The organism is Kluyvera chengduensis, assembly GCF_044197065.1.
Lineage (GTDB): Bacteria > Pseudomonadota > Gammaproteobacteria > Enterobacterales > Enterobacteriaceae > Kluyvera > Kluyvera ascorbata_C.
Map to the genome: position 1 here is coordinate 853,624 of NZ_JBIQOI010000002.1, position 25,940 is coordinate 879,563.

The 25,940-nt window shown below is 56.2% G+C and carries 21 protein-coding genes; 13 read left to right on the forward strand and 8 right to left on the reverse strand.

Annotation, left to right across the window (positions count from 1 at the left end; all coding sequences use genetic code 11):
* Positions 1-79: 79 nt before the first annotated feature.
* On the forward strand, positions 80-1,315 hold the full coding sequence (moeA, locus tag ACH1XZ_RS09655) for a molybdopterin molybdotransferase MoeA (protein WP_395595366.1): 1,236 nt from the start codon (positions 80-82) through the stop codon (positions 1,313-1,315).
* Positions 1,315-2,076 carry a molybdopterin-synthase adenylyltransferase MoeB gene (gene moeB / locus ACH1XZ_RS09660; RefSeq protein WP_395595367.1) on the forward strand — a complete coding sequence of 254 codons (762 nt, stop codon included), beginning with the start codon at positions 1,315-1,317 and terminating at the stop codon, positions 2,074-2,076. Before moeA ends, moeB begins: the two co-directional genes overlap by 1 nt.
* 96 nt (positions 2,077-2,172) lie before the next feature.
* On the opposite strand, the gene fsa is transcribed toward moeB, so the two are convergent.
* A complete protein-coding gene (gene fsa / locus ACH1XZ_RS09665; protein ID WP_395595368.1) occupies positions 2,173-2,835 on the reverse strand; it encodes a fructose-6-phosphate aldolase in 663 nt (220 codons plus the stop codon).
* A gap of 133 nt (positions 2,836-2,968) precedes the next feature.
* Between fsa and ACH1XZ_RS09670 the strand changes: the two genes are divergently transcribed.
* From ACH1XZ_RS09670 to ACH1XZ_RS09685, 4 genes are all read left to right on the forward strand, one after another.
* Complete coding sequence (locus ACH1XZ_RS09670; RefSeq protein ID WP_395595369.1) at positions 2,969-3,871, forward strand: glycyl-radical enzyme activating protein; 903 nt, start codon at positions 2,969-2,971, stop codon at positions 3,869-3,871.
* Between the two features lie 4 nt (positions 3,872-3,875).
* Positions 3,876-6,308 (forward strand): formate C-acetyltransferase/glycerol dehydratase family glycyl radical enzyme, encoded by a 2,433-nt coding sequence (locus tag ACH1XZ_RS09675; protein WP_395595370.1) that lies wholly within the window; start codon positions 3,876-3,878, stop codon positions 6,306-6,308.
* A 224-nt stretch (positions 6,309-6,532) separates the two neighbouring features.
* Positions 6,533-7,342, forward strand: coding sequence for a Cof-type HAD-IIB family hydrolase (locus ACH1XZ_RS09680; protein ID WP_395595371.1), 810 nt, complete (start codon positions 6,533-6,535; stop codon positions 7,340-7,342).
* 211 nt (positions 7,343-7,553) lie between these two features.
* On the forward strand, positions 7,554-8,819 hold the full coding sequence (locus tag ACH1XZ_RS09685) for a DUF1479 domain-containing protein (RefSeq protein WP_395595372.1): 1,266 nt from the start codon (positions 7,554-7,556) through the stop codon (positions 8,817-8,819).
* Here the strand turns inward: ACH1XZ_RS09685 and ACH1XZ_RS09690 are convergent.
* Positions 8,786-9,889 carry a LacI family DNA-binding transcriptional regulator gene (locus tag ACH1XZ_RS09690; protein ID WP_395595373.1) on the reverse strand — a complete coding sequence of 368 codons (1,104 nt, stop codon included), beginning with the start codon at positions 9,887-9,889 and terminating at the stop codon, positions 8,786-8,788. The genes ACH1XZ_RS09685 and ACH1XZ_RS09690 overlap by 34 nt on opposite strands.
* Before the next feature lie 300 nt (positions 9,890-10,189).
* Here ACH1XZ_RS09690 and ACH1XZ_RS09695 point away from each other — a divergent pair, with 300 nt between their 5' ends.
* Both ACH1XZ_RS09695 and ACH1XZ_RS09700 read left to right on the forward strand, forming a co-directional pair.
* Positions 10,190-11,491: an MFS transporter gene (locus ACH1XZ_RS09695; protein ID WP_395595374.1), complete on the forward strand. Its 1,302-nt coding sequence runs from the start codon at positions 10,190-10,192 to the stop codon at positions 11,489-11,491.
* Between the two features lie 14 nt (positions 11,492-11,505).
* Positions 11,506-13,866, forward strand: a complete 2,361-nt coding sequence (locus tag ACH1XZ_RS09700) for a glycoside hydrolase family 31 protein (RefSeq protein WP_395595375.1) — start codon at positions 11,506-11,508, stop codon at positions 13,864-13,866.
* 106 nt (positions 13,867-13,972) lie between these two features.
* On the opposite strand, the gene ACH1XZ_RS09705 is transcribed toward ACH1XZ_RS09700, so the two are convergent.
* Positions 13,973-15,565, reverse strand: a complete 1,593-nt coding sequence (locus ACH1XZ_RS09705) for an ABC-F family ATPase (RefSeq protein WP_395595376.1) — start codon at positions 15,563-15,565, stop codon at positions 13,973-13,975.
* A 218-nt stretch (positions 15,566-15,783) separates the two neighbouring features.
* Between ACH1XZ_RS09705 and ldtB the strand changes: the two genes are divergently transcribed.
* Complete coding sequence (gene ldtB, locus ACH1XZ_RS09710) at positions 15,784-16,704, forward strand: L,D-transpeptidase (RefSeq protein ID WP_395595584.1); 921 nt, start codon at positions 15,784-15,786, stop codon at positions 16,702-16,704.
* A 64-nt stretch (positions 16,705-16,768) separates the two neighbouring features.
* Here the strand turns inward: ldtB and ACH1XZ_RS09715 are convergent, their stop codons facing one another.
* The 4 genes from ACH1XZ_RS09715 to mntR form a co-directional block, all read right to left on the reverse strand.
* On the reverse strand, positions 16,769-17,485 hold the full coding sequence (locus ACH1XZ_RS09715; protein ID WP_395595377.1) for a GntR family transcriptional regulator: 717 nt from the start codon (positions 17,483-17,485) through the stop codon (positions 16,769-16,771).
* A gap of 15 nt (positions 17,486-17,500) precedes the next feature.
* On the reverse strand, positions 17,501-18,877 hold the full coding sequence (locus ACH1XZ_RS09720) for a glycoside hydrolase family 1 protein (protein WP_395595378.1): 1,377 nt from the start codon (positions 18,875-18,877) through the stop codon (positions 17,501-17,503).
* Between the two features lie 227 nt (positions 18,878-19,104).
* Complete coding sequence (locus ACH1XZ_RS09725) at positions 19,105-20,223, reverse strand: anion transporter (protein WP_395595379.1); 1,119 nt, start codon at positions 20,221-20,223, stop codon at positions 19,105-19,107.
* Complete coding sequence (gene mntR / locus ACH1XZ_RS09730; RefSeq protein ID WP_035892280.1) at positions 20,220-20,693, reverse strand: manganese-binding transcriptional regulator MntR; 474 nt, start codon at positions 20,691-20,693, stop codon at positions 20,220-20,222. The genes ACH1XZ_RS09725 and mntR overlap by 4 nt, the downstream gene beginning before the upstream one ends.
* Before the next feature lie 181 nt (positions 20,694-20,874).
* On the opposite strand from mntR, the gene mntS reads away from it, so the two are divergent.
* From mntS to ACH1XZ_RS09745, 3 genes are all read left to right on the forward strand, one after another.
* The gene (gene mntS / locus ACH1XZ_RS09735) at positions 20,875-21,000 is read left to right on the forward strand and encodes a manganase accumulation protein MntS (protein ID WP_185666683.1); all 126 of its coding nucleotides are present in this window, start codon (positions 20,875-20,877) and stop codon (positions 20,998-21,000) included.
* A gap of 256 nt (positions 21,001-21,256) precedes the next feature.
* On the forward strand, positions 21,257-22,837 hold the full coding sequence (locus ACH1XZ_RS09740) for a phosphoethanolamine transferase (protein ID WP_395595380.1): 1,581 nt from the start codon (positions 21,257-21,259) through the stop codon (positions 22,835-22,837).
* 117 nt (positions 22,838-22,954) lie between these two features.
* Entirely contained in the window at positions 22,955-23,908 is a 954-nt protein-coding gene (locus tag ACH1XZ_RS09745) for a nickel/cobalt transporter (RefSeq protein ID WP_395595585.1), read from the forward strand.
* 62 nt (positions 23,909-23,970) lie between these two features.
* Here the strand turns inward: ACH1XZ_RS09745 and ompX are convergent, their stop codons facing one another.
* Positions 23,971-24,480, reverse strand: coding sequence for an outer membrane protein OmpX (gene ompX, locus ACH1XZ_RS09750; RefSeq protein WP_395595381.1), 510 nt, complete (start codon positions 24,478-24,480; stop codon positions 23,971-23,973).
* Between the two features lie 356 nt (positions 24,481-24,836).
* On the opposite strand from ompX, the gene rhtA reads away from it, so the two are divergent.
* Complete coding sequence (gene rhtA / locus ACH1XZ_RS09755; RefSeq protein ID WP_395595382.1) at positions 24,837-25,724, forward strand: threonine/homoserine exporter RhtA; 888 nt, start codon at positions 24,837-24,839, stop codon at positions 25,722-25,724.
* The last annotated feature ends 216 nt before the right edge of the window (positions 25,725-25,940 follow it).

Genomic DNA, 25,940 nt, shown 5'->3' on the forward strand with positions numbered 1-25,940 from the left:
ACACCACAGGTGGCATACTGTCGATAAGGCTTTTCTGCCATAATGTGCGCATTCGAACGTTTCCCGCAGGAGTTTACCCATGGATTTTACCGCCGGACTGATACCGCTTGATACCGCGCTGAGCCAAATGCTTAACCAGATTACCCCGCTGAATGAAAGCGAGTCGGTACCGCTGCTGAAGGCTTTTGGTCGCATTACCGCGAGCGATATCGTCTCCCCGTTGGACGTACCGGGTTTTGATAACTCGGCGATGGATGGCTACGCGGTACGTCTCGCTGACCTCGCGGCACAGGCACCGCTTGCGGTGGCAGGTAAAGCCTTTGCCGGACAACCCTTCCACGGAGAGTGGCCTGCCGGTACCTGTATTCGCATTATGACCGGCGCGCCGGTACCCGCGGGTTGCGATGCGGTGGTGATGCAGGAAGAAACCGAGCAAACCGACGACGGCATTCGTTTTACCGCCAAAGTGAAAGCCAACCAGAACATTCGCCGTCGCGGTGAAGACATCGCCAACGGTGCGGTGGTGTTCCCGGCCGGAACCCGTTTAACCGTCGCCGAACTGCCGGTGCTGGCGTCGCTCGGCATTGCCGAGGTGGACGTGGTGCGTAAAATTCGCGTCGCGCTGTTCTCCACCGGTGATGAGCTGCAGCTGCCGGGCCAGCCGCTGGGCGACGGGCAAATCTATGACACCAACCGTCTGGCGGTGCATTTGATGCTGGAACAGTTGGGCTGCGAGGTGATTAACCTTGGCATCATTCGCGACGATCCTGAACAACTTCGCCAGACCTTTATCCAGGCGGACGAGCAGGCCGACGTGGTGATAAGCTCCGGCGGCGTTTCCGTTGGTGAAGCCGACTACACCAAAACCATCCTCGATGAGCTGGGTGAAATCAGCTTCTGGAAGCTCGCCATCAAGCCGGGCAAACCGTTCGCCTTTGGGAAGCTCAACCACAGCTGGTTCTGCGGTCTGCCGGGCAACCCGGTCTCCGCCGCCCTGACCTTCTATCAACTGGTGCAGCCGCTGCTGGCCAAGCTCAGCGCCGGTAGCGTGGCAACGCAAGCGCCACGTCTGCGCGTACGTACCACCGACCGGCTGAAAAAATCGCCGGGCCGCCTCGACTTCCAGCGCGGTCTGCTGGCCCGTAATGAAAACGGCGAGCTGACCGTTTCTACCACCGGTCATCAGGGTTCCCATATCTTCAGTTCATTCAGCCAGGGCAACTGCTTTATCGTACTGGAGCGCGAGCGCGGTCACGTTGAGCCGGGCGAATGGGTAGAGGTAGAGCCGTTTAACCATCTGCTGGGAGGCCTGTAATGGCAGCGGAGCTTAGCGACGCGGAGATGCTGCGCTATAACCGGCAAATCATTCTGCGCGACTTCGATTTTGACGGGCAGGAGCGGCTGAAAGCGGCCCGCGTGCTGGTCGTCGGCCTCGGGGGGCTGGGCTGCGCAGCGGCGCAGTACCTCGCTGCCGCAGGCGTGGGTGAACTAACGCTGCTCGATTTCGATACCGTTTCGCTCTCCAACCTACAGCGCCAGACGCTGCACAGCGATGCCACCATCGGTCAGCCGAAGGTGGACTCCGCGCGCGAGGCGCTGGCGCGCATTAATCCGCACGTTAAGCTGAATACGCTGAATGCGATGCTGGAAGACGCGGCGCTGTGGGCGCAGATTGCCGAACACGATCTGGTGCTCGACTGCACCGATAACGTGTCCATTCGCAATCAGCTCAACGCGGGCTGTTTCCAGCACAAAATCCCGCTGGTGTCCGGGGCGGCGATTCGTATGGAAGGTCAGATCAGCGTCTTTACGTATCAGGAGGGCGAGCCGTGCTACCGCTGCCTGAGCCGTCTGTTCGGCGAGAACGCGTTAACCTGTGTGGAAGCTGGCGTGATGTCGCCGTTGGTTGGCGTGATTGGCGCAATGCAGGCAATGGAAGCGATTAAAGTACTGACCCATTACGGGGTGCCTGCGGCAGGGAAAATTGTGATGTATGACGCGATGCGCTGCCAGTTCAGAGAGATGAAGCTGATGCGTAGCCCGACGTGTGAGGTGTGTGGGCAGACTTTGGCGTAACGCCCCTCACCCTAACCCTCTCCCCAATGGGGAGAGGGAACCGATCGGCGAACCCATCGTAGCCCGGCCGAGCGTATGCGACGCCGCGGATAGGCGTTACAGCGACGTACGTCCAAACGCCGTCTGCCAGTCCTGCTCAAATTTCGCCACCGCCGCATCGACCGCCGGATAGCTAATCAACTGCTGCGCCACATCAAGCGGCAGCGTGATCGACTGGCAGCCTGCCAACAAGCAGTCCAGCGCCTGGCGTGGCGTTTTAAAGCTCGCAGCCAGCACTTTTGACTGCGGCGCGTGCAGAGTCAGCAGGTCCTGCAATTCACACACTGTCTGAATACCGTTGCCGCCCTGGGCATCCACGCGGTTGACGTAAGGCGCGACATACTCAGCCCCCGCCAGCGCCGACAGCAGCCCCTGCGCTGCACCGTACACGGCGGTACCGAGTGTTGGAATGCCTTCCGCTTTCAGCAGCTTAATCGCCGCCAGGCCTTCCGCCGTCACCGGCACTTTTACGACCAGATCCGGAATAATCGCCCGCAGCTTCAGTGCGTCCGCCACCATGCCATCCGCCGTGGTCGCCATCACCTGAGCAAACAGACGGCCTTTACCGCCCATGGCATCCAGCAGTTCCGGCAGCAGCGCGTCCAGCGGCGTTTTACCTGCCGCCACGATGCTTGGGTTTGTGGTCACGCCCGCCAGCGGGAAAACGCGTGCCAGCTTCTTCACTGCGGCGACGTCGGAGGTGTCGAGATAGAGTTCCATGATGTGTCCTTAAACCGTGATATTGAGCATGGAATAACATTACCACAGCAAAACCTCTTCTTAAGTTGACCCATATCAAGATAGCTTTCATTCGAAAGTATTTTAATCTTTATACGAAAGATGAGGGCAGCATATGATTTTCAATATTCAGCGCTATTCCACCCACGATGGTCCAGGCATCCGCACCGTCGTCTTCCTGAAAGGATGCTCGCTCGGCTGCCGTTGGTGCCAGAACCCCGAGAGCCGTTCCCGCGAGCAGGATTTGCTGTTCGACCCGCGTCTGTGCCTCGACGGCTGTGACCTGTGCCAGAAAGCCGCGCCGTCGGTCATTGAACGTGCGCTTAACGGGCTGGTTATCCATCGGGAAAAGCTGGATGACGCCCACCTTGCCACACTGACCACCTGCTGCCCAACCCAGGCGTTAACCGTCTGCGGGGAAGAGAAAAGCGCCGACGACATAATGGCCACCGTGCTGCGCGATAAACCGTTTTACGAGCGCAGCGGCGGCGGCATGACCCTGTCCGGCGGCGAACCGTTTATGAACCCGGAACTGGCGCTTGTGCTGCTAAAAAGCGCGCACGACCAGGGGATTCACACCGCCGTTGAAACCTGTCTGCACGTGCCGTGGCGCTACCTCGAGCCTGCGCTGCCCTATATCGACCTGTTCCTGGCTGACCTCAAACACGTCGATGAAGCGCGCTTTAAACAATGGACTGACGGCTCGGCAAAACGCGTGCTCGACAACCTGAAACGCCTGGCCGCCGCGGGAAAACAGGTCACGCTGCGCGTGCCGCTGATTCAGGGCTTTAACGCCGACGAAACCTCGATTAAAGCGATTACCGATTTTGCCGCCGATGAAATGCCCGGCGTGCGCGAGATCCATTTTCTGCCTTACCACACGCTCGGCATCAATAAATATGCCCTGCTCGGCCTTCCCTACTTCGCACCCGATAAGCCGCTGAATGACCCTGAGCTGCTGGATTTTGCTCAACAGTATGCCGGTGAAAAAGGGTTAACAGCGACACTACGAGGATAAAACGATGACCACTCTGAAACTCGATAAACTGACCGACCGCATTCAGGCCCACAAAAACGCGCTGGTGCATATCGTGAAGCCGCCGGTGTGCACCGAACGTGCGCGTCACTATACCGAAGCCTATCAGCAGCATCTCGACAAGCCGATTCCGGTACGCCGCGCGCTGGCGCTGGCGCATCACCTCGCGGAACGGACTATCTGGATCAAGCACGACGAACTGATTATCGGCAACCAGGCCAGCGAAGTGCGCGCCGCGCCTATCTTCCCGGAATACACCGTTAGCTGGATTGAAAAAGAGATCGACGACCTGGCCGATCGCCCAGGCGCGGGCTTTGCGGTAAGCGAAGAGAACAAACGCGTACTGCACGAAGTGTGCCCATGGTGGCGCGGCCAGACCGTACAGGACCGCTGCTACGGCATGTTCACCGACGAACAAAAAGCGCTGCTGGCAACCGGCATTATCAAAGCCGAAGGCAACATGACCTCCGGCGATGCCCACCTGGCGGTGAACTTCCCGCTGCTGTTGGAAAAAGGCCTCAACGGGATGCGCGCTAAGGTGGCCGAGCGCCGCACCCGCATCAACCTGACCGTACTGGAAGATCTGCACGGCGACCAGTTCCTGAAAGCCATTGATATCGTGCTGGACGCGGTAAGCCTGCACATCGAACGTTTCGCGGAACTGGCGCGCAAAATGGCTGCCGAAGAGACGCGCACAAGCCGTCGCGATGAGCTGCTAGCAATGGCGGAAAACTGCGACGTCATTGCCCATGAGCCGCCAAAAACCTTCTGGCAGGCGCTGCAGCTGTGCTACTTCATCCAGCTGATTCTGCAAATTGAGTCCAACGGCCACTCGGTGTCGTTTGCCCGCATGGACCAGTATCTCTACCCGTACTACCGTCGCGACGTTGAGCTGGAACAAACGCTGGACCGCGAACATGCCATCGAGCTGCTGCACAGCTGCTGGCTGAAGCTACTGGAAGTGAACAAGATTCGCTCCGGCTCGCACTCTAAGGCTTCCGCCGGAAGCCCGCTGTATCAGAACGTGACCATCGGCGGTCAGAAGTTAGTGAACGGTGAAGCACAGGACGCGGTGAACCCGCTCTCCTATGCCATCCTCGAATCCTGTGGCCGTCTGCGCTCCACCCAGCCAAACCTGAGCGTGCGCTACCACGCGGGCATGAGCAACGACTTCCTCGACGCCTGCGTGCAGGTGATTCGCTGCGGCTTCGGCATGCCGGCGTTCAACAACGATGAAATCGTTATCCCGGAATTCATTAAGCTCGGCGTCGAACCGGAAGATGCCTACGACTATGCGGCCATCGGCTGCATCGAAACCGCCGTCGGCGGCAAATGGGGCTACCGCTGCACCGGCATGAGCTTTATCAACTTTGCCCGCGTGATGCTGGCGGCGATGGAAGGCGGCCGCGATGCCACCAGCGGCAAGGTGTTCTTGCCACAAGATCACGCGCTGTCGCAGGGCAACTTCGCCAACTTCGAGCAGATGCTGGCCGACTGGGATACCCAGATTCGCTACTACACCCGTAAATCGATTGAGATTGAGTACGTGGTCGACACCATGCTGGAAGAGAACGTGCACGATATTCTGTGCTCGGCGCTGGTTGACGACTGCATTGAACGGGCGAAAAGCATCAAACAGGGCGGCGCAAAATACGACTGGGTTTCCGGCCTGCAGGTGGGCATCGCCAACCTCGGCAATAGCCTGGCTGCGGTGAAAAAGCTGGTCTTCGATCAGGGGCTGATTGGTCAGCAGGAGCTGGCAAAAGCGCTGGCGGAAGACTACGACGGTCTGACCCACGAGCAGCTGCGTCAGCGTTTGATCAACGGCGCGCCGAAGTACGGCAATGATGATGACAGCGTCGACACCCTGCTGGCTCGCGCCTACCAGACCTATATCGACGAGCTGAAGCAGTATCACAACCCGCGCTACGGTCGTGGCCCGATTGGCGGCAACTACTATGCTGGCACATCTTCTATCTCGGCCAACGTGCCGTTTGGCGCGCAGACCATGGCAACGCCGGACGGTCGTAAGGCCAAAACTCCGCTTGCCGAAGGCGCCAGCCCGGCAAGCGGTACCGACCACCTCGGCCCAACGGCGGTGATTAGCTCCGTGGGTAAACTGCCGACTTCAGCGATTCTTGGCGGCGTGCTGTTAAACCAGAAGCTGAACCCGGCAACGCTTGAGAACGAAAGCGATAAACAGAAGCTGATGGCGCTGCTGCGTACCTTCTTCGAGGTGCATAAAGGCTGGCATATTCAGTACAACATCGTGTCGCGCGAAACGCTGCTGGAAGCCAAGAAACATCCGGATCAGTATCGTGATTTAGTGGTGCGCGTAGCGGGCTATTCGGCGTTCTTTACCGCGCTGTCGCCGGATGCGCAGGACGATATTATTGCGCGTACGGAGCATACGCTGTAGGTCGGTGCGTTTTCCCCCTCACCCTAACCCTCTCCCCACAGGGGAGAGGGAACCGATCGGCACCGTTTGTGAATTCTCCCTCTCCCTTCCAGGGAGAGGGCCGGGGTGAGGGTCCAACGCGCACAACTCCCCCGCCACTTCTCTTTCGAATGAAATAAATTTGTGCTTTAGCTCACATTGTAATTAAATTGTTTCTGGCCGAAGTTACCCCAGGAGCATCCCGCATGACCGTTAAAGTTATCGTCACAGACATGGACGGAACTTTTCTTAATGACGCCAAGACCTACGACCGTTCGAGGTTTCTGGCGCAGTTTGAACAGCTTCAAGAACGTGGCATTGAATTCGTCGTTGCCAGCGGCAACCAGTATTACCAACTGATTACCTTCTTCCCTGAAATCCGGGACCGCATCTCTTTTGTCGCCGAAAACGGCGCGCTGGTGTACGAGCACGGGCAGCAGCTTTTCCACGGTGAGCTGACAAAGCATGAGTATCAGGTAGTCATTGGTGAACTGCTGAAAGACCCGCAGATGTACTTCGTCGCCTGCGGTCTGGAGAGCGCCTACATCAGCGAGAGCGCGCCAGAGGCGCTGGTCGAACTGATGTCCAAACACTACTACCGCTTAAAGCGCGTGGCGAACTTCCACGACGTCGACGACAAGATGTTCAAATTCTCGCTGAACCTGCCGGACAGCGATATTCCTGAGCTGATTGATAAGCTGCACGTCTCTCTTGATGGCATTATGAAGCCCGTCACCAGCGGCTTCGGCTTTGTCGATCTCATCATTCCTGGCCTGCACAAAGCCAACGGCATCAGCCGCCTGCTGAAGCGCTGGCAGCTTTCGCCGCAGCAGTGCGTAGCGATTGGCGACAGCGGCAACGACGCCGAAATGCTCAAGCTGGTGAAGTACGCCTTCGCGATGGGCAACGCGGGCGAGAGCATTAAAGCTATCGCCGACTACCAGACCGACGATAACAACCACGACGGCGCGCTGAATGTGATTCAGGCCGTGCTGGACGGTTCCGCACCTTTCTAATTCTCCCCCTTTGTAGGCCTGATAAGCGCAGCGCCATCAGGCGCCTCCGAGCACATTGCCGGATGGCGGCGTTGCCTTATCCGGCCTACCTATTCATCTTTCTTTACCTTCGTGATTGAACGCAAGAATTTAAACTTGCATTAACTTTATTTTAACTTAAAGTATCACCTGTAATGAATTTCACTTTCGAATGAAAGGTTGCGAGGTTGATATGACAATGTCCTTTACCCACGAAACGCTGCCCGCTGACCCAAAAGCAGCTATTCGCCAGATGAAACAGGCGCTGCGCGCACAGATTGGCGATGTGCAGGCGGTATTTGACCGTCTGAGCGCCACCATTGAAGCCCGCGTGGCGGAAATTAACGTGCTGAAGGCTCAGGGTCAGCCGGTATGGCCGGAAATCCCCTATGCCGATCTCGCCGCCGGGAAAATCACGGATGCCACTCGCGCAGAAGTGAAGCGCCGCGGCTGTGCGGTAATCAAAGGTCATTTCCCTCGCGAACAGGCGCTGGCCTGGGATCGTTCGATGCTCGACTACCTCGACCTCAACCACTTTGATGACGTCTACAAAGGCCCAGGCGACACCTTCTTCGGTTCGCTGGATGCCTCACGCCCGGAGATTTACCCTATCTACTGGTCACAGGCGCAAATGCAGGCTCGCCAGAGCCCGGAAATGGCGCAGGCGCAGTCGTTCTTAAACCGCCTGTGGCAGGTTTCAAGCGAAGGTAAGCAGTGGTTTAACCCGGACATCAGCGTTATCTACCCGGACCGTATTCGTCGCCGCCCGCCGGGCACCACCTCGAAAGGTCTGGGCGCACATACTGATTCCGGCGCGCTGGAACGCTGGCTGCTGCCGGCCTATCAGCAGGTGTTTGCCAGCGTGTTTAATGGCAATATTGAACAATACGACCCGTGGAACGCCGCGCACCGCACCGATGTGGAAGAGTACACTGTCGATAACACCACCAAATGCTCGGTATTCCGCACCTTCCAGGGCTGGACCGCGCTCTCCGATATGATTCCCGATCAGGGATTGCTGCACGTGGTACCGATTCCAGAAGCGATGGCCTACGTGCTGCTGCGTCCGCTGCTGGATGACGTGCCGGAGGACGAACTCTGCGGCGTCGCGCCGGGCAAAGTACTGCCGATTTCCGAGAAGTGGCACCCGCTGTTAATCAGCGCGCTGACCGCCATTCCCGCCATTGAGGCCGGAGATTCCGTATGGTGGCACTGCGACGTGATTCACTCGGTGGCACCAGTTGAGAATCAGCAAGGCTGGGGCAACGTGATGTATATTCCGGCGGCACCGATGTGCGCGAAAAACCTCGCCTACGCCCATAAGGTGAAGGCTGCGCTGGAGCGAGGTGCCTCGCCGGGCGACTTCCCGCGTGAAGACTACGAAGCCGACTGGCAAGGACGCTTCACCCTTGCCGACCTCAATATTCACGGCAAGCGAGCGCTCGGGATCGACGGCTGATTATCGTACAGCCCTTCTCGCTCTACGGCGGTGTGCCCTTTTCCAGGGCGCACCCGCCTGACCGATTCCCGCACCGCCAGCCGCCCGTGCAGCAGCAGAGAGCCAACCGGCGCATCCGGGCGAATGAGCCGCTGTTGCAGCATCTGTACCGCCTCAACGCCCAGCTCATCGCGCGGGACATGAACTGCCGTTAACGGCACATCTTCAATCGCCGCCAGGTTAAAACCGTCAATGCTCATCACCGAAACATCCTGCGGCACACGCAGCCCGCGCTGACGCAGCGCATTGATGGTGCCCGCCGCCATAAAATCACCGCCAACCAGAAACGCCGTCGGCATCGGGCGACTGCCCAGCGCGTCGAGCCACGCGCCTACTTTCTCTTCCGCCCCTTTGGCGCTAAAACTGCCAATGTTGAGTAAATCACGCTCGTGTTGAAAAACGAGGTTGTGCTGTCGCCACGATTCTTTAATGCCCGCCAGCCGCTGCTCCATGGTATAGCGGCGCAGACACATCACGTTCATCACCTCGCGATGGCCCATTTCAAACAGATAACGGGCGGCAAACGCGCCGATCGTGCGGTGATCCGGCGCGATAGCGGGTAATCGCATACGATCGTCGCGGCAGTTGATCAGCACGCAGGGTTTACCGAGATCGGCCGCCAGATCGTGAATATGCGGATCGTCGATACCCAGCAGAACCGCAGCCTGTGTCTCCGCTTCGTTCATACGCGAGAGAAACAGCGCGGGGTCGCTGTCATTTTCGTCCAGCGGGCAATAGCGCAGGCGGACTTCGTGCGGCGCCAACGCCTTGCTGATGCTCTGAATCACGCGGTAGTAGAAGATATCCGAACGCTCATCAAACGCCCGCGGCGGCGCAAAAACTATCAGGTTATTCAGCAGCATGCGGCCCGCCGCCATGCCATCCATCACCCCCAACTCACGGGCGCAGGCCAGCACTTTTTCCCGAGCGCGGTCGCTGGTGTTGGCCTTGCCTGCCAAAACCCGCGAAACGGTGCTGGCGGAGAGCCCGGTTCGCGCGGCAATTTCCGCGATTTTTAGCTTCTTTTCCATTATGTGATCCGCCTCTAATTCAGAAATGAAAGAATTTTCATGACATAAAAACCGCGTACTGACGGGCTTTGAATGCTTGTACGTAATCTATATCAGCCAGTTATGAAAAAACGTGCACAAAACCCGCTTTCCCCCGCTTTTATTGTCTCCTACTGTGAATTGGTAGAACAACTTCCATACAAGAACGGTGGAAGTGAATAAAAACAAAAATGATAACAATCAAAACCTTAATAAAAGTGGTGTGACAACTCCCCCACGCAGTTGGCGCACCGTCCCCTACATCATCCTGTGGAGAACCCTATGAGCCAGGGTATCAATAATGATATGGCCGTCAGCAAAACACGCCGCGTAGTGAAAAACCTGCGCTGGTGGATGCTGGTCCTCTTTTTACTTGGCGTGACCGTTAACTACATCACCCGTAACTCACTGGGCATTCTGGCCCCGGAGCTGAAAACCAGCCTTGGGATCACCACCGAACAGTATTCGTGGATAGTCGGGGCATTCCAGATTGCCTACACCCTGTTCCAGCCGCTGTGTGGCTGGCTGATTGATGTGATTGGCCTCAAGCTGGGCTTTATGATTTGCGCCAGCCTATGGGCGCTGGCCTGTCTGCTGCATGCGGGGGCGGGTAACTGGATACATCTGGCGCTGCTGCGCTTCTTTATGGGCGGTGCGGAAGCGGCGGCGACGCCGGCAAACGCCAAAACAATCGGCGAGTGGTTCCCAAAATCCGAGCGCCCGGTCGCGGCAGGATGGGCGGGCGTAGGCTTTTCTATCGGCGCGATGCTGGCGCCGCCGATCATCTACTTTGCCCACGCCTCCTTCGGCTGGCAGGGCGCGTTTATGTTTACCGGCGTGCTGGCGGCAGCGTGGGTGGTGCTGTGGTGGGTGTTCTATCATAACCCGGACAAGCACCCGAACCTGGGCAAGACCGAGCTGGACTATATCCGCCAGGATAACGAAGCGCCGCCGGTCAAACTGCCGTTCCTCACCGCGCTGAAAACCGTTGGCAAAAACAAACGCTTCTACGGTATCGCCATTCCGGCGTTTATGGCCGAACCGGCCTGGGCAGTCTTCAGCTTCTGGATGCCGCTCTACTTCGCCAAACAGTACAACATGGATCTCAAGCAGATCGCCCTGTTCGCCTGGCTACCGTTCCTCGCCGCCGACCTCGGTAGCGTCGCCAGCGGTTACTTAACCCGCCTGTATGTACGCCTGTTTGGCTGCTCACGCGTCAACTCCACCGTGGCAAGCTCCGTGACCGGCGCGTTTCTGATGGTGTCACTCGCCGTGGTCGCACTGACCAAAGATCCTATCGTCGCCGTGGTGCTGATGTCGATTGGCGGCTTCGGCCACCAGATCATCTCCTGCATGCTGAGCGCCCTGGTGGTGGAGTCTTTTGATAAAGGCCAGATGGCGACCGTAAACGGCATGCGCGGTTCCGCGGCGTGGATCGCGAGCTTCATTTTTTCCCTGATTATCGGGGTGACCGCCGACAAAATCGGCTTCAACCCGCTGTTTATTGCCATGGGCTTCTTCGACCTGATTGGCGCTATCTTCCTGGTTTCTTTTATTGCTGAACGTCGCGCAAAACGCGCCTGAGAGTGGATGTAGATATGAAAACGCTGAAAAACTGGACCCTGCAAAAACAGTCAACCCATCACGTCGAGCTGCTGGTCGACGGCCAGCACACGCTGTGCCTGTACGTGCTGGAAGAGAATCTGTTCCGCGTGCTGTTAAAACGCAAAGGCGAGCTGGCGCTGGACCGCACCTGGAGTATCGCGCCATCGCAGGATGTGCCGTGGGAAGGTCGTAGCCGTGAGGATCTCAGTGGTTTTACCCTGCCGGCCTGGACGCTGCTCCAGCAGGACGACACCGTGACGGTGTCGACCGAATCTCTGCGCGCTACCGTCCACCAGCCGCTGTGGATTGAGTGGCACTACCGTAACGCTGAGGGTGAGTGGCAGCCGCTGGTCAACGACCGCCCGACCAGCGCCTATCTGGTTAACGCTCACGGCGACGGTGTGGCGCACTATCAGAGCCGCCGTAAGGATGAGCGCTTTTATGGCTTGGGAGATAAAGCGGGTGACCTGCAGCGCACCGGCAAACGCTATGAGATGCGCAACCTCGACGCGATGGGCTATAACGCGGTCAGCACCGACCCACTGTATAAACATATTCCGTTTACCATCACCCGCCGCGACGACGTGAGCTTCGGGCTGTTTTACGACAACCTCAGCAGCTGCTGGCTGGATCTCGGCAACGAAATTGATAACTACCACACCGCCTATCGCCGCTGGCAGGCCGAGGCCGGGGATATCGACTACTACCTGTTTACCGGCGAGCGCGTGCTCGACGTGACCAAAGCCTTCGTCCGCCTGACCGGTAAAACGCTGTTTGGGCCAAAATGGAGCCTCGGCTACAGCGGTTCCACCATGCACTACACCGACGCGCCGGACGCGCAGAATCAGCTGATGAACTTTATTCGTCTGTGCGACGAGCATGCGATTCCATGCGATTCGTTCCAGCTCTCTTCCGGCTACACCTCGATTAACGGCAAGCGCTACGTTTTCAACTGGAACTACGACAAAGTGCCACAGCCGAAGGTGATGAGCCAGGCGTTCCACGACGCCGGGCTGCATCTGGCGGCGAACATTAAGCCGTGCCTGTTGCAGGATCACCCGCGCTACGGCGAGGTGGCGGAACAGGCGCTGTTTATTCGCGATTCCGAAAGCGACGGTCCTGAGCGTTCCAGCTTCTGGGACGACGAAGGCTCGCACCTCGACTTCACTAACCCGCAGACCGTGGCCTGGTGGCAGAATGGCGTGACCAACCAGCTTCTGGAAATGGGTATCGACTCGACCTGGAACGATAACAACGAGTTTGAAGTCTGGGACGGCGAGGCACGCTGCCACGGCTTTGGCAAAGAGATTGCTATCAAGCATATTCGCCCGGTGATGCCGCTGCTGATGATTCGCGCCTCAATGGAAGCCCAGCAGCGCTTTGCGCCGAACAAGCGTCCGTACCTGATTTCCCGTTCCGGCTGCGCCGGGATGCAGCGCTACGTGCAGACCTGGAGCGGCGATAACCGCACCAACTGGGATACCCTGCGCTACAACACCCGCATGGGGCTGGGTATGAGCCTGTCTGGCCTCTACAACCTCGGGCATGACGTGGGCGGCTTCTCCGGCGATAAACCAGACCCGGAACTGTTCGTGCGCTGGGTGCAAAACGGCGTGATGCACCCACGCTTTACCATCCACTCCTGGAACGATGACCATACCGTCAACGAACCGTGGATGTATCCCGCCATTACCCCAGCTATCCGCAGCGCCATTGAACTGCGTTACCGTCTGCTGCCGTACTTCTACACTCTGCTGTGGCAGGCACATGCCGACGATGAACCGATGCTGCGCCCGACGTTCCTCGACCACGAGCACGATGAACAGACGTTTGCCGAATGCGACGATTTTCTGCTGGGGCGCGATATTCTGGTCGCCAGCGTCGTGGAAGCGGGCGAGCGCGAGCGCCGCGTCTGGCTGCCGGACAACGAGACCGGCTGGTACGATTTTTACACCAGCGAGTGGTTCAGCGGCGGCCAATGGATAACCCTCGATGCGCCGCTGGAGAAGCTGCCGCTGCTGGTTCGCGCCGGGGCCGGTATTCCAATGAGCGAGCGCATTACCTTTGTTAACGCCGCCGAGGATACGCAGCGCGAGCTGAAGTTGTACCCGGTGAAAGGCGTAGGCAGCACGTCTGGCCTGCTGTTTGAAGATGACGGCGAGTCGTGGGGATACCAGCAGGGCAATGCGCTGTGGCTGGAGTGGGAGATGGTCTGCACCGGCAGTACCATTGACCTGAAGGTCAACGCGCGCGGCGATTATCGTCCGGCGTGGAAGGCGCTGAAGGTGACGATGCCGGAAGGGGAAAAACGTCGGCTGTTGATTAACGGAAAAGAAGGAAATGAATGGCAGTAATACCAGCGCCGGAGAGTCCCCGGCGTCGGCGTAAACGCCTCGGCCGGGCTACGTTTATTGTAGCCCGGCCGAGCATCGCGACGCCGGGATGGCGCCGACGAAAAGATTACTCCACGCCTTTGCTGCGCAGGTAATCTTCGTAGTTGCCGCTGAAGTCCACCACGCGCTCAGGCGTAATTTCAATCACGCGGGTCGCCAGCGAGCTCACGAACTCACGGTCGTGGGAAACGAAGATCAGGGTGCCCTGATACATTTCCAGCGCCATGTTCAGTGATTCGATCGATTCCATATCCAGGTGGTTGGTTGGTTCATCCATCACCAGAATGTTTGGTTTCTGCATCATCAGCTTACCGAACAGCATGCGGCCTTTCTCACCACCGGACAGCACCTTCGCAGGCTTCTTGATATCGTCCTGGCTGAACAGCAGACGACCAAGGAAGCCGCGCACCACCTGCTCGTCGTCACCTTCCTGTTTCCACTGGCTCATCCAGTCAAACACGGACAGATCGTTATCGAAATCTTCGGCGTGATCCTGGGCGTAGTAACCAATGCTGGCGTTCTCAGACCATTTCACCGTACCGCTGTCCGGCGTCAGTTCACCGACCAGGGTTTTCAGCATGGTGGATTTACCCACGCCGTTAGCGCCGATAATGGCGATCTTCTCGCCCACTTCCATCATCAGGTTGAAGTTTTTAAACAGCGGGCCGTTATCAAAGCCTTTGGTCAGCGCTTCGACTTCCAGTGCGTTACGGAACAGTTTCTTGTCCTGTTCGAAACGGATGAACGGGTTCTGACGGCTGGAGGCCTTCACTTCGTCGAGCTTGATTTTGTCAATCTGACGGGCACGAGAGGTCGCCTGACGAGATTTAGAGGCGTTGGCGCTAAAGCGGCTAACGAAGGATTGCAGGTCCGCAATCTGCGCTTTTTTCTTGGCGTTGTCGGCCAGCAGCCGTTCGCGCGCCTGGGTGGCTGCGGTCATGTATTCGTCGTAGTTACCGGCGTACACGCGCAGTTCACCGTAGTCGAGGTCGGCCATGTGGGTGCAGACCATGTTCAGGAAGTGACGGTCGTGCGAAATGATGATCATGGTGCTGTCGCGTTCGTTTAGCGTCTGCTCAAGCCAGCGGATGGTGTCGATGTCCAGGTTGTTCGTCGGTTCATCGAGCAGCAGAATGTCTGGGTTAGAGAACAGCGCCTGCGCCAACAGCACACGCAGTTTCCAACCCGGCGCCACTTCGCTCATCAGGCCGTAGTGCTGCTCCAGCGGAATACCCACGCCCAGCAGCAGTTCGCCTGCACGAGATTCCGCAGAGTAACCGTCCATTTCGCCGTAAAGCACTTCGAGGTCAGCCACTTTGTAGCCGTCTTCTTCGCTCATTTCAGCCAGACCGTAGATACGGTCGCGTTCTTGCTTCACTTCCCACAGTTCGCCGTGACCCATGATCACGGTGTCGAGTACGGAGTACTCTTCGAAGGCGAACTGATCCTGACGCAGCTTACCGATACGTTCGTTCGGATCGAGGGAAACGTTGCCCAGCGTCGGCTCTAAGTCGCCGCCGAGGATTTTCATAAAGGTAGATTTGCCGCTCCCGTTTGCGCCAATCAGGCCGTAACGGTTGCCGCCGCCAAATTTGACGGAGATATTTTCGAACAGCGGCTTACTGCCGAACTGCATGGTAACGTTGCTGGTAACTAACACGGGAGTATCCTGAAGAATGTGACAAACCGCCTATTCTGCCACAATTCCGAATAAAAAGCGCCCGCCTTCGCCAGTGACTAAACTGTAACTCAAGTGAAAAAAATGTGATTTCGTACACATCCGAATTCCCTGCGACAAGGAATGCACATATAATGCGCTCCTACCAACAGTCTGAATTCTCAAACAACCGCTGTAATGGCACTGATACCTCGCACAACATGAACATGAAATTAACTACGCTTTTCGCTGCGGCGCTTGCTGTCGTAGGCTTCTGTAATACGGCATCGGCGGTTACGTATCCGCTGCCAACCGACGGTAGCCGCATTGTCGGTCAGAATCAGGTCATCACGATCCCTGAAGACAATAAGCAACCGCTGGAATACTTCGCGGCCCAGTACCAGATGGGTCTGTCTAACATGCTGGAAGCTAACCCTGGCGTGGATACCTACCTGCCGAAAGGCGGTAGCGTGCTGAACATTCCTCAGCAGCTGATCCTGCCGGACACCGTGCATGAAGGTATCGTCATCAACAGCGCAGAAATGCGTCTGTACTACTATCCGAAGGGCACCAACACCGTGATCGTGCTGCCAATCGGTATCGGTCAGTTGGGCAAAGATACGCCTATCAACTGGACCACCAAGGTAGAACGTAAAAAAGCGGGCCCAACCTGGACCCCAACGGCGAAAATGCACGCCGAATATGCCGCAGCCGGTAACCCGCTGCCAGCCGTCGTTCCAGCTGGCCCGGATAACCCGATGGGTCTGTACGCGCTGTATATTGGCCGTCTGTACGCTATCCACGGCACCAACGCTAACTTCGGTATCGGCCTGCGCGTCAGCCACGGCTGCGTACGTCTGCGTAACGAAGACATTAAGTTCCTGTTCCAGAACGTGCCGGTCGGTACTCGCGTACAGTTCATTGATGAGCCTGTGAAAGTGACCACCGAACCAGACGGTAGCCGCTTCATGGAAGTTCACAACCCGCTGTCTACCACCGAAGCGCAGTTTGAAGGCGGCGAAACCGTTCCGGTTGTGCTGACTAAAGCCGTGCAGAGCGTGACCAGCCAGGCTGACGTTGACCAGAGCATCGTTGACCAGGCGGTTAAAAACCGTTCCGGTATGCCAGTTCGTCTGAACTAATCAATCGAACGCACTGCGTTCGGGCGACAACATAAAAATGGCGGGTTAATCACCCGCCATTTTTTTATCCATTATTGACTATCACGATGCCGCCATGGTCGTAGCGATAGTGGCAGTGCGCGTACTCCAGCGGCGTGCCGTCATCCAGATAGATAACCTGTTCCACCTCCAGCACCGGGTCACCGGGTTCGCAGCTTAAATACTGCTGATCGAGCGCATCCGGTTTAATTGCCCGCACCACCCGATACGATCCCATCATCTTCAGACCCAGGTTTTCCTGCACATAGCGAAATACCGAGCTTTCAAGGTGCGTTTTGCTCAATCCCGGCACCAGCGACACCGGCATTACGGTCATATCCAACGACAGTGGTTCGCCGTTGAGTAGGCGCAGGCGCACAAAGTCATAGACCGGCGCATCGGCGTTGACAAGCAGCGAAGCCTGCTCTTTTTCCGTCGGAAAGCGCAGCTCAAAGCGAATGACCTGGCTCTCCACGGTGCCAAGATGCTCCCAGGTTTCGGTCGCCCCGGAGTAGTCCGCGCCGGGAACATCCCACTGGGAAAGTTGCAGGAAATTCTTGCGCACAAACGTGCCCTGCCCCTGGCGGGTATACACCAGCCCTTCGACAATCAGCTGGCGCATGGCCTGCTGGATTGTCATCCGGCTGGTACCGAACTCCGCCGCCAGCGCAAACTGGTCGGGTAATGGTTCAGAGGCGGAATACTGCCGACTGATAATCCGTTTTTTAATTTCCCGCGCTATCGCGATGTATTTCGCCGCCATTACCCGCTCCTGTTGTTACATCTCTTCGCCGTTGCTGTGAATCGCTTTTTTCAGCCATTCATAGCTTTTCTTCGGTACACGCTTCAGGTCTTTTAAATCATGGTTTTCACGGTTGACGTAGACCACGCCGTAACGTTTACGCATATCCCCCTGCGAGCTCAGAATATCAATCAGCCCCCAGCCGAGATAGCCAATGACCTCAGCGCCATCTTCAAATATCGCCGCTTTCATGGCGTTGATATGGTCGCGATGATAGGCAATGCGATAGTCATCCTCGATGATATTTTCGCCGTCCCAGGATTCAATCACCCCAATGCCGTTCTCAATCGGGAACACCGGCAGGCGCCAGTCATTGTAATAGCGGGTAATAATACTGCGAAAACCGAGGGGGTCTATCTGCCAGTTCCACTCCGTGGCTTTCAGATACGGGTTCGGCGTGTCGCCAAACAGCATATAGTTGTTCACCGCCGTGCCTTCCGGGATAGCATCGCTATTGAGGGTGCGGCTAGCGTAGTAGCTGAAGGCCATGTAGTCGTTTTTCATGGTCGCCAGCACCGCCAGGTCTTCCTCACGGTAGATGTCGTCAAAGCCAGACTGCTTAACAAAGTGCATCACTTCCGGGCTGTAGCCCTCGCCCGCAAAGACGCGCAGCAGGTTCTGGTTGAAGAATTCATCAAGCAGCTGAGCGCAGAAGACATCGCGCGGCTTACAGGTGGCCGGATAAACCTGAGCGTGCGCCAGCATGCCGCCCATCAGCTTGCCCGGTTTGGTGTCGTGCAGGTAGTTGGTGAGGTGCGCGTGGGCCATCATGACGTGGTGCTGAATTTCATAAAGCTCGCGCAGGGTTTTGTCGCCGCGCATATAGCCGGAGATCAGGAACGTTTCCGGCATATGGTAGAGGTTCTGCTCGTTAAAGGTCAGCCACCAGGTCACCTTGTCGCCGAAGCAGTCGATCACTTTTTTGCCGTAGCGGATAAACGCGTCCATCACGCGACGGTCGGTAAAACCATTGTATTTTTCCGCCATCGCCAGCGGCATATCGAAGTGGTAGAGGCAGATCATCGGCTCAATGCCGCGTTCAATCAGCGCATCGATAAAACGGTCGTAAAAGGCAATGCCCTCTTCGTTGAACTCACCATCGCCGGTTGGGCACACGCGGCTCCAGGCAATCTGGAAGCGGTAGCAGTTCATGCCCAGGTCTTTCATTAAGTCAAAATCTTCTTCATAGCGATGATAAGAATCGGTCGCCACCTTCCAGTCAGAGGCGAACGCTTTCGGTTCGCGAATATCGTAGACCGACATCCCCTTACCGCCTTCATTCCAGGCGCCTTCGGTCTGCATGCTGGAAACAGAGTTGCCCCAGAGGAAGTTGGCGGGCAGTGATGGTTTCATGGTTCGGCTCCTATATGACTAGTCATTTAAATTTCATGACTAGTCATATAACGCAAAGATGAAAAAACGCGCAACCCTGGAGATCGTTTTTTGTGAGTCGGAGAGGGTTTTCCCTGAAGATAGGGATCGATTATGTAGGCCGGATAAGGCAGCGCCGCCATCCGGCAATCTGCGCCGGACTGCCTGATGGCGCTATGCTTATCAGGCCTACATGAACCAGCAAGAGGTTACAAGCGGTTGACGAGGGTGAGCAGCCCGTACCCCACCGCCGCAGCCCACAGCAGCATCGGAATAGAGTACAGATGGAAGCGCCACCAAATGCGTCGGTCCGCCGCCATACGCAGGGCAATCAGGTTTGCCAGCGAGCCGGGCAGCAGCCCAAAGCCACCCACGTTCACCGCCCACGCCAGCAGCAGCGACGGCGGCACGTAGTTGAGCAGCAGAATAGTCGATGGAACGTTACTAATGACCTGCGACAGCCCAATCGCCGTCAGCCACAACGGCCCGTCAGACAACCCGCTCACACCGCTTAACACCTGATGCAGCGCCGGAAGCTGGGTGAGCAGATGGACATCGATAAACATCGCCATAAACACCAGCAGCAGCGTCCAGTCCACGCCGAATACTACGCGCCTAGCCAGCAGCAGAAAACCAACGGCCACAATCACCAGACCCCATAGCTCCTGCTTCATTTCGAGCGCGGTAAGGAAGACGAGGTAGAACGCCAGGCAGCCCCACACCAGGCGCGGCTGCCAGGACGGCGTGATATCGCTGCTCTGAAACTGTAATTTTTTCGCCGGGAAGCAAAACCAGCACAGCACCAGCAGCGAGACCATCATCGCCAGCGCCAACGGCAGCATTTGCAGGGTAAACGCCGGGAATGAGAGCCCTGAGCGCCCCCACAGCAAAATGTTCTGCGGGTTGCCGATAGGCGTTAACAGCGACCCGGCGTTGACCGCCAGCGCCTCGAAAATGATCAGCCGGTTAATCGGCAACGCGCACCATTTTTTCAGCGTTAAGGTCAGCGGCACCACGATAAACAGCGCCACGTCGTTGGTCAGAAACGTTGAGAGCAATGCCGCCGCCAGCACCATAAACAGCGCCAGCTGCCGTTCGCTGGCGAAGCGGCGCGCCATTTTGCGCCCAAGGACATCAAAATAGCCGCTCTGCTCTACCCCTTTGGTCAGCAGCATCAGGCCGCTCAGGGTAATGATGGTGTGCCAGTCAATGGCCGCTGGCCAGCGTGACGGAATGAAGGGAACGAAAAAGCTCAGCAGAATGCCGACGAGAATCAGCAGGTGCAAAAAACGGTCGCGGGCGAGCGACCGTATAAAAGGGAGGTTCATTCAGCGTGTTGCCCGTGCTTCTGGGTAAACTGACGGAACATATCGAGCGTCTCTTCGCTGACATGATGTTCAATGCCCTCCGCGTCGCGACGGGCCGTATCGGCGCTGACGCCCAGCACCAGCAGAAAGTTTTCCACCACCTGATGACGCTCGCGGCTCTCCTGCGCCAGCTTTTCCCCTTCCGGTGTCAGAAACACGCCGCGCCACGGAATCTGTTCAATCAACCCGACGCCTGCCAGGCGTTTAAGCATTTTAGCCACCGTCGGCTGCGATACCCCAAGACGGGCGGCCATGTCCACCTGTCGCGCTTCCCCTACTTCGCGGATCAAATCCGAAATCAGCTCAACATAGTCGTCAATCAGCTCCCGACGATGCGCTTCTCGCACCTGACGGAACCCTTCGACGTGTTCCTCAACGTTCACCAGCTGCGTCGCTTTTTTTGTTGTTGGCGTACCTGCGCGGCGGCTCATAGCACTTCCTCATCTGTGTGACGCCTGAACGCGTCATATCAAGTGAGCCCATTGTAATGGATTGTGACCCGAGTACAAAAAATTAACGTTTTAGCCATAGCTATAAAATATAGCCTGTGCTATATCTGTACGTAATGCAAACGCTCATCACGGAATGACGAGTCAAATCGCAGGAGGAACCATGAACGAATTCAAGAGGTGTATCAGCGTGTTTAGTCACTCTCCTTTTAAAGTCCGGTTAATGTTGATTGGTATGCTGTGCGACCTGTTCAACAACAAACCGCAACAGGACACTCCGTCCCGCTAAGCGGCGAGCGCATCGCCGCTTCATTTTTCCGTCACAATTCGGTGGCAGACTGACTTTTTGCGTCCCAAAACCCCGACTATTTTCTGGTTTTGCAATCTCCCTCCCAAAACAATTCGTTATGAGTAGTTGACCCAACTATACGCACGCTTTATCTTCTTGCAGCCCCGACCTCTGCAACACCTTTTCTCGCACTGTCTGGCCAATAAATACCCCTTGACGCCAGGGGATGCACATGGCGTTTTTATAGTTGCTATCTATGAACCTGACCCTGAAAGAAACTCTCGCTGCGCGTGGGCTTGCCCTAAGCCCATGGACGGGATTTTATTTTTTACAATCGATCCTGATTAACCTGGCGTTGGGTTATCCGTTTAGCCTGCTGTATGCGGTGGCCTTTACCGGCGTGCTACACCTGCTATGGCGCACCTTGCCGAAAGCGCAGAAGGTCATTCTGGGGGTTTATTCTCTGGTCGGCGCACTCTATTTCCCGTTCAGCCAGGCCTACGGCGCGCCGAACTTCAACACCCTGCTGGCGCTTCACTCCACCAACGTCGAAGAGTCGACGGAAATCTTCACCATCTTCCCGTGGTATAGCTACCTGGTTGGCCTGTTTATTTTCGTGCTCGGCGTGATTGCCGTACGTCGTAAAGAAACCGATAGCGGGCGCTGGGGCGTGATGGAAACGCTGTGTCTGCTGTTCTGCATCGGCGTGTTCTTCGTTCAGCCGATTCAAAACCAACTGACTGGCTGGGGATTTAAACTGAGAGATAGCGGCTATCCGGCTTTCCGCTTCGTTAAAGACATCATCGTTAACAACAACGAGGTGATTGACGAGCAGCAGCGCATGGCTGAGCTTTCCAATATGAAAGATACCTGGAACGTGCTCGCCGTGAAGCCGAAATATCACACCTATGTGGTGGTGATTGGTGAAAGCGCACGCCGTGATGCGCTGGGAGCGTTTGGCGGCCATTGGGACAACACTCCATTCGCCAGCTCGGTCAATGGCAATTTGTTTACCAACTACATCGCCGCCAGTGGTTCCACGCAAAAATCGCTGGGGCTGACCCTGAACCGCGTGGTTGACGGCAAACCGCTATATCAGGATAACTTCGTTACCCTCGCCAACCGCGCGGGGTTCCAGACCTGGTGGTTCTCAAACCAGGGGCAAATTGGCGAGTACGATACCGCCATTGCCAGTATTGCCAAGCGCGCCGATGAAGTGCACTTCCTGAAAAGCGGTGATTTCGAAGCGGACAAAAATACCCGCGACGAAGCGCTGCTGAAAATGACCGCGCAGGTACTGTCTACCGCCCGCAGCCAGCCGCAGCTGATTGTCCTGCACCTGATGGGCTCACACCCGCAGGCGTGTGACCGCACCCAGGGCAAATATGCGCAGTTCGTGCAGTCTAAAGAGACCTCATGCTACCTTTACACCATGACGCAAACCGACAGCCTGCTCAGCCAGCTGTACGATCAGCTGCGCCGGAATACCGATAGCTTCTCGATGGTCTATTTCTCCGACCATGGTCTGGCTTTTAAAGAGCGTGGGAAAGCGGTGCAGTATCTGGCGCATGACGATAAGTATCAGCAGAACTTCCAGGTGCCGTTTATGGTGCTGTCCAGCGATGACAAAAAGCACAACGTCATTAAGGCACGCCGTTCTGCTAACGACTTCCTGAGCTTCTTCTCCCAGTGGACCGGGATCCAGACGCAAGAGATCGTCCCCAAGTACCGTTTTATCTCGTCGCAAAAAGCCGGAAAAGTCTTTATCACCAACTTCCAGTTACAGAAAGTGGATTACGACTCGCTGAAAACCGATCTGTTTGATCCCAAAAGCTAACTTATCCCTTTAGCACATTAGCTATCCGTTTACCCCCTAATCAGGTAGACGGATAGCAAACCCGCCCAACGTTGCATTACTATACTCATCTTAAGACTTCTCACCACGAGCCTGATGATGATTGCACAACGTCTTACCCGTGACTGGCGAATTCCCACCGCAGGGCTAATGTTACTGCTTCTGCTCGCCACCGTGTTCAGCTTACATACCCACTGGAACGCGTTTATTCAGTGGTGTCTGGCGACGCAAATCACCCTGCACCGCTACCTGGTGATGTACCTGCTACAGTTAAACAACCACGAATACAGCGGCGGTCTTTGGTTACTTACCGGGGCTTTTTTCTACGGCGTACTGCATGCCATTGGGCCAGGGCATGGCAAATTTATCGTCACCACCTATCTGAGCACCAACAAAGAAAGCCTGCTGGCCGCGCGCGTGGTGCCGTTTGTTGGCAGTCTGATGCAGGGCGTGAGCGCTATTCTTTTTGTCTTTATCCTGGCCGTCGGCTTCAACCTGGCCTCAGGCGACCTCAGTACCAGCCGCTGGTACGTCGAGAAGATCAGCGCGGTGATGATTGGCGCATTTGGGCTGTTTGTTATCTATCAGGCCTTGAAAAGCCTGCGTCCGCGCAAACGGGTCATCTCATCACTCAAACCACTGCATCAACACGACGAACAGTGCGGCTGTGGAAATCATGGCGTAGGCGCTACGCTTGCTGAAAGCGACTGGAAAACACGGTTGGGTGTGATTCTGGCGATCGGCGCCCGGCCATGCAGCGGTGCGATTATGATTCTGATGTTCGCCAATGCGCTCGGTATTGTCAGTTGGGGGATTGCGGCAGTAATGACAATGGCGCTTGGTACCGCCCTGTCGATTCTTGGGCTCTCACTTGCCGTACGCTACGCGCGTGAGAGGACGGTCGCCTTTTTTGGCGGCACGGGAGGACACGGATGGGTGATGCCGGCGGTCAAAATTGCTGGAGGGGTACTGCTGATGCTCTTTGCTACCGTCCTGTTTTTAACGGTGATTCCCATCAGCGCCAACGGCGACTACATCGCGGCAGGCTGTTAATTCACGAAAAAAAGGCATTAAAAAAGGGGCCATTAAGACCCCTTTTTACATCACCGAAGTGATTAGAAGCGGTAACCTGCACCGATGATCCAGGTACCAACGTCAACGCTACGAATACGAGACTGCTCGTAGGATACGTCCAGAGCTACGTTCTCGATTGGGTTGAACTGCAGACCGGCACCGTAGGAGAAACCGTAGTCGCTGGTGCTGTTGGTTTCAGGGAAGTTGTTACCCTGTGCTTTACCATAGCCCAGACCAACTACGCCATAGATGCTAGCCCAGTCGTTGATGCGGTAAGCTGGACCAGCAGTGATGCCGTAGTACTGACCTTTGGTGTACACGCCGTTCTGGGTGTCACTTTTTTCAGTATAGGTGAAGGAGCTGATCACACCCAGTGGGCTGTTGTCTGCTTCGTAGCGGTATTTCAAGTTGAAACCGCCCGCTTTGTTAGCAACGCCCTGCATATCGCTCTGAGCGTAACCACCAGTAACGGTAGAAGTTGCAGCTACAGCAGTACCTGCGGAGAAAGCCAGTACAGCGGCCAGTGCTGAAAGACATGCGATTTTTTTCATAATAACCACCTCAAATGTGCTTCTAATAAGTCCTAAGTTTTAAATATATCAAAAATTGTTAAGAAACTCTTTCGACCTAACGCTGTCTAAGGGCATTAATGATGTAACACTTTGTTTCCATTCATCGCTATCCCATTCATTAACCGAATGTTTTTACCTTAAGTCTTATCTCTACGTCGGTAAAATTCAGGTTAAATTTTCCAGATTATTCCTAGTTTGGCAGGTCAAAATATCCTCGACTAAAGAAATTCTACCTCTTCCATGACACTTTTTTTTCAACAATCCCTCAACCGTAGCCGACTATTTCAATTACACTGCCGGTTTTACCTCTTTTGACAAAAACTGACAGGAAAAAGATGCCTGGTTCGCCCCGCAAGGTACCTTCATGGTTACCCATACTCGTTATTCTTATCTCAATGGTCTCTATCCAGAGCGGAGCATCGCTGGCTAAATCATTGTTTCCACTTATTGGCGCCCCTGGCGTTACTGCGCTTCGTCTGGCGCTCGGAACGCTAATTCTCGTCGTGGTGTTCAAACCCTGGCGGCTTCGCGTTGCCAAAGCACAGCGGCTACCGTTGCTGTTCTATGGACTGTCGCTGGGCGCCATGAACTATCTCTTCTATTTGTCATTGCAGCGCATTCCGCTGGGCATTGCGGTGGCGCTGGAATTTACCGGTCCGCTGGCCGTCGCCCTCTTTTCATCTCGCCGCGCGGTCGATTTTATCTGGGTGGTTCTGGCGGTCGTCGGTTTGTGGTTCCTGCTCCCCCTCGGGCAGGACGTCGCGCACGTCGACTTGACCGGCGCGCTGCTGGCACTGGGAGCCGGGGCTGGCTGGGCGGTTTATATCCTGAGCGGGCGACGCGCCGGTGAAGAGCACGGCCCGGCGACGGTGGCGATGGGCTCACTGATTGCGGCAATCGTCTTTGTACCGCTGGGCGCTTTCCAGGCCACGGACGCGCTGTGGCACTGGTCAATATTACCGCTGGGGCTGGCTATTGCCGTCCTCTCGACGGCGCTGCCTTACTCACTGGAGATGATCGCCCTCACGCGTTTACCTACCCGAACCTTCGGGACATTAATGAGCATGGAGCCAGCGCTGGCGGCGCTCTCCGGGATGGTTTTTCTCGGTGAAATGCTGACCGGCAGCCAGACGTTAGCGCTAGGCGCTATTATTGCTGCTTCAATGGGTTCAACGCTGACAATGCGCCAGGAAAGTAAAATTAAAGAGATCGATGTCGGCTAATTTTCTTATATTATGCATAGTGCGCGCCACTATGCATAATAACTTCTTCAAACTGCATAATTTCTTATTTAATATCAATAAAAACCGCCACAAAAATATAATCCTATCGCAATAAATTCATAACTAATTGTTTTTAATTGACTTTAAATGCAAGCATCATCATCACTATCATACCTATAGGCAGAATCAGAAAATACCGTCCCGGTGACGGTGCTA